We start from the raw sequence: 12,318 nt of genomic DNA on the forward strand, positions 1-12,318 counted from the left end.
GTTCGGATGGCCCGAACCGATGCCTATTCGGTCCCCACGTACCTAGAGTGCTCCGAATGAGCAAGGACCACATCGAGGTTCGCGGTGCCGAAGAGCACAACCTCAAGGACCTCGACGTCCGCATCCCTCGCGAGACGTTCACTGTCGTCACCGGCCTCTCGGGGTCGGGTAAGTCCTCTCTCGCGTTCGACACCATCTACGCGGAGGGACAACGCCGGTACATCGAGTCGCTGTCGGCGTACGCCCGCAACTTCCTCGGCCAGATGGACAAACCGAAAGTCGAGGCGGTGGAGGGACTGTCACCGGCAATCTCTATCGACCAGAAGAACGGGGCGAACAACCCGCGTTCGACCGTCGGGACGGTCACCGAACTCCACGACTACCTCCGCTTGCTGTACGCGCGAGTCGGAACCCAGTACGACCCAATCACGGGCGAAGAAGTCGGTGAACAGTCCGCACAGGACATGGTCGAACAGATTCTCGAACTCCCCGAAGGGACGAAAGCGAAAATCGTCGCGCCGGTCGTCCGCGACCAGAAAGGCGAGTTCAAAGACCTCTTTTCTGACCTCGTCGCCGACGGCTACGCCCGCGTCGAAGTCGATGGCGAGGAGTTCGACCTCTCGTTCGAGACACCGGAACTCGACAAGAACTACGACCACACCATCGACGTCGTCGTCGACCGAGTGAAGGTGTCGCCCGACGCGCGCTCGCGCATCGCCGACTCCGTCGAGACGGCGCTCGAAGAGGCACAGGGCGTCCTCAAACTCATCGTCCCCGACCCACCAGAGGACCTCCCGTTCGCCTCGAACACGCGTTCGACGGGGTCGCTCGCGGGCGAGAGCGACGACCGACTCGTCGTCGAGTTCTCCGAAGAACTCGGCAACCCGAACTCGTCGTTCCGCTTCTCCGAAATCGAGACGCGCTCGTTTTCCTTCAACAGTCCGCACGGGGCCTGTCCGGAGTGTGAGGGCCTCGGAAAGGCCAAAGAGGTCGACCCCGACCTCATCGTCACCGACCCCTCGAAACCGCTCAAACACGTCTTCGAACCGTGGAGTTACAACCGGACGTACTACCAGCGTCAAATCGACTGCGTCGCAGAGCACTTCGGCGTCAGCGTGAACACGCCGTTCGAAGACCTCGATGAGGTGGTTCAGGACGCGTTCCTCTTCGGCACCACCGAAGACGTGGTGTTCGAGTGGACGACGAAGAACGGCACGCGACACAAAGAACACCCCTTCGAGGGCGTCGTCGGCAACCTCGAACGCCGCCACATCGAGACGGACTCCGACCGCACGCGCGACCACATCGAGGAGTTCATGGCCGTCACGACCTGTCCCGACTGTCACGGGTCGCGTCTCAAAGAGCAGTCTCGGCACGTCCGCGTCGGCGGGACGACGCTCCCCGAGGTCAACCGCCTGAGCATCGCCGACGCCCTCTCGCACTTCGAGGGTCTCGAAGCCAAACTCACCGACCGCGAGCGAACTATCGCACAGGAGATTTGCAAAGAGATTCGCGCCCGTCTCGGCTTCATGACCGAAGTCGGGCTGGAGTATCTGACGCTGGACCGCGAGGCTGCCACCCTCTCCGGCGGCGAGTCACAGCGGATTCGTCTCGCCACGCAGGTCGGGTCGGGTCTCGTGGGCGTCCTCTACGTCCTCGACGAACCTTCGATTGGCCTCCACCAGCGCGACAACGACAAACTCCTCAACACGCTCGAAGGCCTGCGTGACCTCGGCAACACGCTCATCGTCGTCGAACACGACGAGGAGACGATGCGCCGGGCAGACGAAATCATCGACATGGGTCCCGGTCCGGGCAAGCGCGGCGGCGAAGTCGTCGCACAGGGTGACTTCGACGACATCGTCGCGGCCGACAACTCCATCACGGCCGACTATCTCTCGGGTCGCAAGGACATCGACGTGCCAGAGGTGCGGCGCGAGGGCGACGGCGAACTCGTCGTTCTCGGCGCACGCCAGCACAACCTCAAGAACCTCGACGTGCCAATCCCGCTCGGCACGTTCACGGCCATCACCGGCGTCTCCGGGTCGGGGAAGTCCACCCTGATGCACGAGATTCTCTACAAGGGACTCGCCCGCCGGATGAACGACAACACCTCGGTCGACCCCGGCGAACACGACGGCATCGACGGCTACGACGAAATCGAGACGGTCCGTCTCATCGACCAGTCGCCAATCGGTCGCACGCCCCGGTCGAACCCCGCGACGTACACCGGCGTCTTCGACTACGTCCGCGAACTGTTCGCCGAGACGAAACTCTCGAAACAGCGTGGCTACGAGAAGGGCCGTTTCTCGTTCAACGTCAAGGGTGGACGGTGTGCGGCTTGCCGAGGACAGGGCAACGTCAAAATCGAGATGAACTTCCTCTCGGACGTGTACGTCCCCTGTGAGGAGTGTAACGGCGCGCGCTACAACGCCGAGACGCTCGACGTCACGTACAAAGACAAGACCATCTCGGACGTCCTCCAGATGGAAGTCGACGAAGCGCTCGAGTTCTTCGAGGCGAACTCGCAGATTCGCCGCCGTCTCCAACTGCTCCACGACGTCGGCCTCGGCTACATGCAACTCGGACAGCCATCGACGACGCTCTCCGGCGGCGAGGCCCAGCGCGTCAAACTCGCCGAAGAACTCGGCAAGAAGCAGACCGGCGACACGCTCTACCTGCTGGACGAACCGACGACGGGTCTCCACAAAGAAGACGAGCGAAAACTCATCGACGTGCTGCAGCGACTCGTCGACAACGGAAACACCGTCCTCGTGGTCGAACACGAACTCGACCTCGTGAAGAACGCCGACCACATCATCGACCTGGGCCCCGAAGGTGGCGAAAACGGTGGAAATATCGTCGCCAGCGGCACGCCAGAAGAGATTACACAGAACCCCGACTCCCACACGGGTCGGTATCTCCGTGATTATCTCCCAGACGTGGACAAAGAGGGGCCGCGTTCGGAGCGCCGTAAACCGGCGAAAGTGCCGAACGACGACTGAAGCCGCGATTTTTCGCGTTCTATTTTCGTCTCATCGCCGTCTGAACCACCAGTAGCTACCACCATCTGAACCACCAGTAGCTACCGCCGTCTGAACCACCAGTACCCAACGCCCACGAGTGCGAGAATCGCGACGGCGGCCGGGAGGATGGGGAACGTCGTCGCCGGTTCGACGACTTCGACGGCGATTTGCTGGGTTCCGGCCGACAGTTGCCGTCCGGTGTCATCTCTGTAACTGACGTTGACGGCGGCGGCCTGTGTCTTGGGGACGGCGTCGTCACTCACTTCGAGGTCGAAGGCGACGACGCGCGTCTCACCCGGTTCGAGTCGCGGAATGAACGCGACGGCGTCCGCACTCGACAACGGGTCTTCGACGACGAGTCGAACCGTCACGTCGGTCAGTGGCGTCTCGTCGGTGTTCGTCACCGCGAGGGCGAGTTCGCCGGTCGAATCGACTTCGAACGTCGCGTTTCGGGGCTCGACCGAGATGGCGGGATTCTGCGTGCTCACCGACGCGAGGACGTCGGTCTGGTCGGCCACTCGCATCTCGTCACCCGGTGGCCGGTATTCGACGACGAACGGGAGCCTTCGGACGCCCGGTGACGTTCCTTCGGCCAGTCCGATTGCGTACTCGAAGTCGGCGGACTCACCCGGTGCGAGCGTCCCCACCGTCACTTCGAGGTCGGTCGGCGTCATCGCTGGGTCGGTGGGTTCGAGCCGGAGTACCACGTCCCGCGCCTCGCTCTCCCCGACGTTTTCGATGGTTCCTGCGACACTCCCGACGCCGCCGACGCGAAGGTCGCTGTCGGTGACTTCGAGTCGGAAGGCCGGTCCAGCACCGGGGTCGAGACCAGCGACGAGCGACTCGGTCTTTCGCTCACCGCCAGGGTTGCGGAACGCCACTGCAACGTCCAGCGAGTAGGGTCTATCGAGGGCGTCGTCGGCGACGCGCGTTCGGAAACTCACGCGCTTCGTCTCACCGGGTTCCCACGTGCCGACGTAGGCCTCTGCGGCGGGCGCGCCGGCACCGAACGTCACCTCGGAATCGGTCGATTGGACGCCGACCGTGGTTCCCGATGCAGTCGCGTCGCCGACGTTCTGGAGTTCGAGCGTCAACGTTCCGGTGTCGCCGACAGCGACGGTGGCATCGACGTCCACGAGTTCGAAGTCTGCACCACGAATCGGTCGGACACCGGTGACGAGTTGACGCGACGTCCGTTCTTGGCCGTCTTCGTCTCGGTAGGTCACCATCATCGTCACCGAGTAGTTGCGGACGATTGCGTCCTCGGCGACGCGCGCCCGGAACTCGACGCGTTTGGTCTCGCCAGCACCCCACTCGCCGACGAAACTCTGGGCAGACTGGACGCCGTTGCCGAAGGTTATCTCTGGGTCTGTCGAGGTGATGGTCACGGTTGCGTCGTCGGCATCGACCACTCCGTCGTTCTCCAGTTCGACGGCGATGGTTCCGGTGTCGCCGACGGCGAGCGTCGAATTCACTGTTCGCACGTCGAAAGCCGGGCGGCGTTCGACGACGACCCGAAGGTCTCGCGTGATGGTTCGACTTCTGTGGGTCGTCTGGACGCTCTCGCCGTCGACGAACACTGACGCGGTGTAGTCGTAGGAGAACTCGACTGGCACGTCGTAGGTTCCGGGCTTCGCGTTCTCGGCCACACGGACGCTGAGCGAGACGGGGCCGGAGACACCCTCGGGGACGGTTCCGACCGGAATCTCGCCACTGACGACGGTTATCGGTCCCTCAGATTCGCCTTTCAACGTCAGGGCACGCGCCGTCTGGACGAGTGCTTCGTACTCTTCGGGCCCATCTTCAGTAACGGTCCCAGTGTTGACGACGAACACGTTGAGCACTGACTCACTGCCGGCGACGAGTCGGTTCTCTGGAGCGACGACGGAGAGGTCGGGGCTTCCGGAGACGCGCGTTGCGGCCGCCGCGCTTCCAGTCGCTCCCACGAGCGAAGACAGTACTACGAGTGTCGCGAGGAGTGCAACGCTCAATCGGCGTGTTCGTCGAATCATGGTGGAACCAACCGGCAGGGCGGCAGCCTCGCTCGGTCGATTCATATAGGATTTGTGTAATATTAATCACCACTCTCACTCTCACGAGGTGGTAACGTCACGCAAGGAATACGTTCACGGCGTACCTACCGTGGTCTATGACCGTCCCCGCAATCGACATCGAGGGATTGACTAAATTCTACGGGGACGTCCGCGGCATCGAAAACCTCGACCTGACGGTCCCCGAGGGAGAACTGTTCGGATTCCTCGGTCCGAACGGCGCAGGGAAGTCGACCACCATTCGACTGCTCCTTGGCTTTCTCAAGCCGACAGACGGAACGGCGAGTATTCTCGGCGCTCCTATCGACGACCGAGAGGCCTTCCTCGACGTTCGAGACCAGATTGGCCACATCCCCGGCGACCCGCAGTTCTACGACGACGTGACCGGCCGGAAGACGCTCGATTATCTGGCGAGCCTCGGCGGCGACGAGCGACGTGAGGAGCTTCTCGAACGGTTCCCGGTTCCACTCGACCGGACAGTCCGCGGCTATTCGCGGGGGAACCGCCAGAAACTCGCAATCGTTCAGGCGTTCATGCACAACCCGCGAGTGGTCGTGATGGACGAACCCACGTCGGGACTCGACCCGCTCGTCCAACAGGAGTTCTACGAGTTCCTCGCCGAAGAGCGCGAACGCGGCGTGACGGTGTTCTTTTCGACGCACATTCTCAGTGAGGTCCGAGAAGTGTGCGACCAGGTGGGAATCATCCGCAATGGACGACTCGTCGCCGTCGAGCACATCGACGACTTGCTCGAACGGAGCGGAAAGGTCGTCACGCTCCAGTCGCCAGACTCAATCGACCTCGCGGACTTCGACTTCGAGGAAACGATCGACGCACGACTCGACGCAGACGGCACACTTCGCCTCGTCATCTCTGGGAACTACGACGGGCTCGTAGACGCCCTCGATGGCTACCGTATCGAGGACCTCCAGGTCCGCGAGACGGCCATCGAAGACGTGTTCATGCACTTCTACGACGCTGGAGACGGAGAAGGCGACGCCGGAGACGATAGCTGGAACGACGGTGACAGAGACGACGACGGCGACGACGGCGACGGCGGCAACGACCACGGCGCTGACTTCGAGTCTGCCGAAACAGAAGAGAAACTCCTCACCAGCGATACAGAGGAGGCCCCCGATGCGTGAACTCGATATCGCGCTGTTCGAGTTCGACCAGCGCCAGCGCGGCATTCTCATCGTCAGTGCGTTGCTGGTGGCGACCGCAGGCCTCACGATTGCCGTGTTCCCCTCGTTCGGTCAAGCGGACGTGGACTTCAACGAACTGCTGCAGTCGTATCCCGAGGAGTTACAGACGGCGTTCCTCGGGAGCGTCACCGACATCTCGTCACTCGAAGGCTATCTCGTCGTCGAACTCTACCAACTCGTCTGGTTGCTCATCGTCGGGAGTTACTTCGCCTACGCCGCGGGGTCGCTCATCGCCACCGAAGTCGACCGCAACTCTATCGAATTCGTCCTCGTTCGCCCCATCTCGCGCACCCGGTTCGTCATCGGGAAGTTCCTCGCGATGCTCCCGGCGATACTCGTCGTCAACATCGCCGTCTTCGCGGCCGTCGTCATCGGTGCGGGCCTCATCGACGAGCAGATTCACATCTCTCGACTGGTGTTGGTGCACGCAGTTGGCGGCCTCTACCTCGTCGACTGTGTCGCCATCGGACTGCTCTCCTCGGCGTTCTTCCAGCGAGTGCGCCGGGCACAGGGGGCCGCTATCGGCGTCGTCTTCGGGACGTTCCTCCTCGACTCGCTGACGACCGATACCGACTACGAGTTTCTCGGGTCGCTGTCGCTCACGCGCTACATCGACCCCGGTGAACTCCTCGTCGCCGGTGACATCGACTGGGGTGGTGTGGCGGTCCTCTTCGTCACGGCGTGCGTCCTCGTGGTGCTCGCCGCCGAAGTGTTCGAACGGCGCGACCTGTCGTGACCGAACACACGTGTTCTTCTGACTTCACTTTTCTCTGCTGAGTTCCTAAGGTGTGTATGCACCTCTACGCAGCAGCAGACGGCGCGGTCCTCTCCGTTTCTGGCCCGCTTGACGACCTGCGGACGCGCCGGCGTCTCGGCGACTCCCGAATCGAGTGCGTCGCGGCCGACGACCGCGTCCCCGAACGGGCCTTCTGCGGTACGTTCGATTCGGGCCTCCTTCGGACGACTGACGGCGGCGACACGTGGGAACCGGTCGGGGCCGACACGCTTCCAGAGTCGATAACGAGTCTCGCCATTTCGCCCGCAGACCCCGACACAATCTACGCCGGAACAGAACCATCGGCCGTGTTTCGGTCGACAGACGGGGGAGCGACGTGGGGCGAACTCACGGGACTGACTGCCCTCCCCTCGTCGTCGAGGTGGGCGTTTCCACCACGACCGCACACCCACCACGTCAGGTGGATAGAAGTGGACCCATCGGACCCAGCGCGACTCTTCGTCGCCGTCGAAGCAGGGGCCCTCGTTCGCTCGCTCGATGGTGGCGAGACGTGGCAGGACAGAGTCCCGACGAGCAAACGAGATACGCACTCGATGGCGACACACCCTGACCGACCCGGCCACGTCTGGGGCGCCGCCGGTGATGGCTACGCAGAGAGCGACGATGGCGGTGAGACGTGGACGACGCCAACAGACGGACTCGGACACGGTTACTGCTGGAGCGTCGCTGTGGACCGAGCAGACCCGCAGTCGGTTCTCCTGACTGCCGCACGAAGTCCGATGCGCGCGCACAACGTTGGCTCCGCCGAGAGCTATCTGTATCGTACTCGTGGCGAGAGCGCATGGGAACGCCTCGACGACACCGGATTGCCGACAGGAGGCGGTGCCACGCGTGCTGTCTTGGCGACCGGACTCGCCGGCGGTGAATGCTACGCGGTGAACGACCACGGCCTCTACCGAACCACTGACTTCGGGGATTCGTGGACACTCCTCGACGTGCCGTGGACGGACACGAGACGGACGGCAGCGGGACTTACCGTCGTCGGGTAGGTCGACGGCTTCCTGTGTGATGTGCCGACCGAGTCGAGATGACGCCTCGGTCGAAGCGAGAAGATTCATTGGTCGCCGCGCCAACCGCCGTGTATGTACGATTTCGCCGTCGTCGGCGTTGGTCCTGCCGGCGCACGGTTCGCACGCCGCGCAGCCGAGGCCGGATACGACGTGCTCGCGCTGGAGAAAGGTGAGGTCGGAACCCCACTCGCCTGTTCCGGTCACGTGAGCACCGACATCTGGGAGTACGTCCCCGACGAGGCACGCGACCACCTCTTTCAGAACCGTATCTACGGGGCCGACTTCCACGTCGGCGGCCCGAACTCCAAGGCGTATCCGTTCTACAAGCAGACGGAGGTGTCGAACGTCATCGACCGCGTCGAACTCGACAGGACGCTCGCAGACTGCGCTCGCGAGGCGGGTGCTGACGTCCGCGAGCGACACACTGTGACTGCAATCGAAGAGTTCGACGACCGGGTGCAGTTGACGGTGAGCGTCGCCGGCGAGTCCGGAACCGTCGTGTTCGACGCCAAGATGGTCGCCGGATGCGACGGCCCGACCTCACGCGTTCGACGCACACTGGACCTGCCAGAACCGGCCGAAACGCTCCACGGCGTCCTCGCGTTCGACCCGGACCCGGACCACGGCGACTTCGTCGACGTTCATCTCACAGTACCGCGCTTTTTCGCGTGGCGCATCCCACGCGGCGATGCAGGTGTCGAGTACGGCCTCGCGGCACCACCGGGCGCAGAAGTCAACGAGATGTTCGACGCGCTCACCGACACGTACGACGTGGAGACCGAACACTTCTGTTCGGGGGCGATCCCGATTGGGCCACCGAAGCGCACGACGACGCGCCGTGCCTTCCTCGTCGGCGACGCCGCCGCACAGACGAAGCCGTTCACCGGTGGTGGCATCCTCTACGGGATGACCGCCGCAGATATCGCCGCCGAGACCATCGACCCGGACGACCCGGAGACGCTGTCCGACTACGAGTCGGCGTGGCGTGACGAACTGTCGACGGAGATTCGACTCGGCCATCTCGTCCGCCGGTGCTACTCGTTCCCCGAATGGCTCCAACGCGTCGGGTTGCGGTCGCTCTCCGGAGAAATCGGCGTTCACATGGACAAACCGAGTTCGTTCTTCTCGCGCGAACATCTGAAGAAACTGTTCTGACGAGATTCCGTTCTCGCGCGACGTTCGCGCGGATTTCGCCCCTCACTCCAGATACGCCGGAATCCGTGCCGACCGAGCGCTCCCGTCGACGAACGGGAGCGATTCGACCGTGGCGGCAATCTGGTCGTCCTCGACATCGATGGTCAGGTCGTCGGTGTCGATGCCGTACTCAACCAGTGCGAATCCGATGGGTGCGTCGAGTATCGGACTCTCGACGGCGCGCGTCACCGACCCGACGGCGTCGCCGTCCGCGCGCACTTGCGAACCCGCGAACGCTTCGACGCCTCCGTCGGGAAGGCGCTCGGCGCGGAAGCCAACGAGGCGACGCGATGGCTGGCCACGGTTTTCGACCTTCGAGACGACTTCCTGGCCGACGAAACAGCCTTTGTCGAAGTCTAGGGCGTTGCGGACGCCGACGACGTTCGGGATATTCCCGCGGAGTTCCGTCTCGAACAGCGGTGTGCCCGCCTCGGCGGTGAGGCTATCCCACGTCTGGTAGCCGACGGGAATCGCCGGGTTGCCGTACAGGAGGAGGGCTTCGAACACGTCTTCGGCGTCTTTGGCCCGACAGATGAGGTCGTATCCCTCTTCGCCGGTCGGGTTGTCCGAGGCGATGACCGTCACGCCGTACTCACCGCCGATAGAGCCGCGAACGAAGGTGAGTTCGGGTTCGGGTGCGCCCGCCCCGGCGAGGATGCTCGCGACTTTCTCGGTCGATTTCGATCCGTGGATGCCGAAGACGGCGAACTCCTCGGAGGCGTCGCGGATGCGGACGCGCTGGAGGAACGTCTTCGACCGCCACTCTTCGACGAGTGGTTCTGCGCGGTCCGGCGGGGTGAAGATGAGCAGTCGCTCGCCTGCGTTGTAGATGTACATCTCGGTCTCGATGCGGCCGTCAGGGTCGAGCAGCAGGGCGTAGACACCCTGTCCGTCCGCTTCCGGGACGTTGTTCGTGACCGCGTTGTCGACGTACTCGACTCGGTCTTCACCTTCGACGGCGACGACACCGTACCCGTGTTCGATGACTCCGACACCGTTGCGGACGGCGCGGTGGGTTCGCTCGGGGCGGCCGTAATGGCTCACAACTTCGACTCCACCGCGCGTCTCGAACGTCGCGCCGTGGGCTTCGTGAATGCCGGCGACGAGTGTCATGACTCCCCGTTTGGTCTCAGTGGGTAAAACCCTCACACTCCGTGGTCGTCTCTGCGACCGGTCCGTACTGAGCTGTCGTTACAGTCCGAGTCGCTTCCGGAGTCGGTCTAACAGCGTCGCTTCGTTCGTCGGTCCTTCGCTCGGATCAGGCACGACCCGCTCGTCTGGGTGGATGAGGACACGTTGCGGTGCCTCTTCGACCACGATGAGGCCCTCCGATTTCAACACCGACAGCGCATCTTCGATGGTGTCGATGTCGGCATCGACGGCAGCGCGGAGTTCGAATACCGTCATCCCTTCGTCGTGGCGGTCGACAAGCGCATCGAGCACCGCGACTTCGATGTCGCGGCGGTTCCGAAACTCCCGCCTCGCTCTCATAGTCGATACATCGTTCGCCTCCTGTTTACCTGTACCGACCGTCTGACGATTGTCTGACGCTCAGGGGGTAGATTTTTGTTCCCGAATCCCGGAATCCTCCCGTAATGGGACTTACTTGCCGTCTTCTCGGGCACTCGTACGGAGAACCCGAGACGGAACGGGAGCGCGAGGAACGCGGCGATGAGGTGGTCGTGTCCATCAGAGAACTGCAAGTGTGTAGCCGCTGTGGCCTCGAACAGGTCATAAGCGAAAACAAGGAGGTGACTGCCATTCGAACGCCGGAAGAAGTCGGGATGACGGAAGGCGAGGCCGAGACCGCGGCCGCCGGATTCGAACCTGCCAACCCGAAACCGGGGATACAGAATGCGGATTCTCCGAGCACGGACGCCGAACCGGAGACGCAGGATGCCGGTGGCGCACCGGAGATCGAGACCGCGCCGGACCCGGAGACGGAGGCCGAAGTGGACTCACACTCGGAACCGGACCATCCTACTGCCGGTGATGTCGACGAAGACATCGAACCCGAAGTCACCGACGACGCCGTCATTCTCGACGACGACGATGACGACGACGTCCAGCGAGACCGGACGCAGTGGCCGGACGAAGTAGACGCCGTCGATACCGAAGAGCCGGTACCGCAACCGAGCGCCGACGGCGACGACGCGGAGTTCATCGACGCCGACGCGAGCACGACGCCAGACGAGAACACGAACGCGAACGCCGGAAACACGTCCGCGCAGACACGTGACCGTGGCGCGTGGCCGGATGCGCCCGGCGAAGACCAGGGATGGGACGCCAAACCCGACGATGGCGAACCCGCTCCGGTTTCGTTCGGTGGGGGTCTGACGCCCGAAGGAAACGGCTCGGTTGGGTCGCCGTCGAACGATGAGTACATCGACGCAGGCGACTCCGACGAGTTCGTCCGCGCCAACGATGCGAGTATCGCGAGCGAAACCCCTGACGAATCTATCGAGTACTACTGCCCGAACTGTGGCCACTCACGCGGTGCCTCTTCGTCGTCGATGCGAGCCGGTGACATCTGTCCAGAGTGTCGAAAGGGATACATCGCAGAGCGCGAGGCCTGACCGCGGTAGTCGGTTCCAGACCGAGCGGAGTCACGAAACAGGTAAACCATCCGCTATCCAAAGTGGCCGCATGAAGGAGTACAAGATGCGTCGCGGGGAGACGCTCGAAGAGCGAATACCCGACATGGAAGCGACCGTCGAGGATTACTTCGGACCCATCACGGGCACTGAGGAGTTCAAAGGCAGCGACCTCTTCGTGGTCGGTGAACCGAAGAATCCCGTTTTCAAGCGCGTCGTCGTCGGCGCTGTCAAGTACAGCGGGAAGAAGGACAAGCTCGCGGTCAACTTCGAAGAACAAGACCCGACCGAACTGTCCCCCGACGACCTCGAGGCCGCTGGCGAGGCCGTCAACGCGAAAAACAGTTTCTTGCTCGAAGCGACTGGTCGCGACGCGAAGTCGCGCCGTGATTCGATGAAGCGCGCTGTCGAAGACGACTCGCCGGACTACTGAACCGGTCGT

The 12,318-nt window shown here is 63.2% G+C and carries 10 protein-coding genes; 7 read left to right on the forward strand and 3 right to left on the reverse strand.

All coding sequences use genetic code 11. The features are described 5' to 3' along the window. Positions 1 to 56 precede the first annotated feature (56 nt). Positions 57 to 3,005, forward strand: coding sequence for an excinuclease ABC subunit UvrA (gene uvrA / locus ACK3SC_RS02355; RefSeq protein ID WP_416838516.1), 2,949 nt, complete (start codon positions 57 to 59; stop codon positions 3,003 to 3,005). A gap of 80 nt (positions 3,006 to 3,085) precedes the next feature. Here uvrA and ACK3SC_RS02360 read toward each other — a convergent pair whose 3' ends face one another. After that, positions 3,086 to 5,038 (reverse strand): COG1361 S-layer family protein, encoded by a 1,953-nt coding sequence (locus tag ACK3SC_RS02360; protein ID WP_416838518.1) that lies wholly within the window; start codon positions 5,036 to 5,038, stop codon positions 3,086 to 3,088. A gap of 137 nt (positions 5,039 to 5,175) precedes the next feature. Between ACK3SC_RS02360 and ACK3SC_RS02365 the strand changes: the two genes are divergently transcribed. The 4 genes from ACK3SC_RS02365 to ACK3SC_RS02380 all read left to right on the forward strand — a co-directional run bounded on the left by ACK3SC_RS02365 (position 5,176) and on the right by ACK3SC_RS02380 (position 9,243). Further along, positions 5,176 to 6,222: an ABC transporter ATP-binding protein gene (locus tag ACK3SC_RS02365; RefSeq protein ID WP_416838519.1), complete on the forward strand. Its 1,047-nt coding sequence runs from the start codon at positions 5,176 to 5,178 to the stop codon at positions 6,220 to 6,222. After that, positions 6,215 to 7,018: an ABC transporter permease subunit gene (locus tag ACK3SC_RS02370; protein ID WP_416838520.1), complete on the forward strand. Its 804-nt coding sequence runs from the start codon at positions 6,215 to 6,217 to the stop codon at positions 7,016 to 7,018. Before ACK3SC_RS02365 ends, ACK3SC_RS02370 begins: the two co-directional genes overlap by 8 nt. Before the next feature lie 56 nt (positions 7,019 to 7,074). Further along, positions 7,075 to 8,067, forward strand: coding sequence for a WD40/YVTN/BNR-like repeat-containing protein (locus ACK3SC_RS02375; protein WP_416838521.1), 993 nt, complete (start codon positions 7,075 to 7,077; stop codon positions 8,065 to 8,067). A 93-nt stretch (positions 8,068 to 8,160) separates the two neighbouring features. Further along, complete coding sequence (locus ACK3SC_RS02380) at positions 8,161 to 9,243, forward strand: geranylgeranyl reductase family protein (RefSeq protein ID WP_416838522.1); 1,083 nt, start codon at positions 8,161 to 8,163, stop codon at positions 9,241 to 9,243. A gap of 42 nt (positions 9,244 to 9,285) precedes the next feature. Here the strand turns inward: ACK3SC_RS02380 and ACK3SC_RS02385 are convergent, their stop codons facing one another. Both ACK3SC_RS02385 and ACK3SC_RS02390 read right to left on the reverse strand, forming a co-directional pair. Next, positions 9,286 to 10,395, reverse strand: a complete 1,110-nt coding sequence (locus ACK3SC_RS02385) for an aminomethyltransferase family protein (protein ID WP_416838523.1) — start codon at positions 10,393 to 10,395, stop codon at positions 9,286 to 9,288. 78 nt (positions 10,396 to 10,473) lie between these two features. Beyond that, positions 10,474 to 10,773 carry a DUF6432 family protein gene (locus ACK3SC_RS02390; RefSeq protein ID WP_416838524.1) on the reverse strand — a complete coding sequence of 100 codons (300 nt, stop codon included), beginning with the start codon at positions 10,771 to 10,773 and terminating at the stop codon, positions 10,474 to 10,476. Between the two features lie 104 nt (positions 10,774 to 10,877). Between ACK3SC_RS02390 and ACK3SC_RS02395 the strand changes: the two genes are divergently transcribed. Both ACK3SC_RS02395 and ACK3SC_RS02400 read left to right on the forward strand, forming a co-directional pair. Then, positions 10,878 to 11,858, forward strand: a complete 981-nt coding sequence (locus tag ACK3SC_RS02395; protein WP_416838525.1) for a hypothetical protein — start codon at positions 10,878 to 10,880, stop codon at positions 11,856 to 11,858. A gap of 70 nt (positions 11,859 to 11,928) precedes the next feature. Next, a complete protein-coding gene (locus ACK3SC_RS02400) occupies positions 11,929 to 12,309 on the forward strand; it encodes a DUF5611 family protein (protein ID WP_416838526.1) in 381 nt (126 codons plus the stop codon). Positions 12,310 to 12,318 lie beyond the last annotated feature (9 nt).

It is taken from the genome of Haloferax sp. DFSO52, from assembly GCF_048158745.1.
Taxonomy (GTDB): domain Archaea; phylum Halobacteriota; class Halobacteria; order Halobacteriales; family Haloferacaceae; genus Haloferax.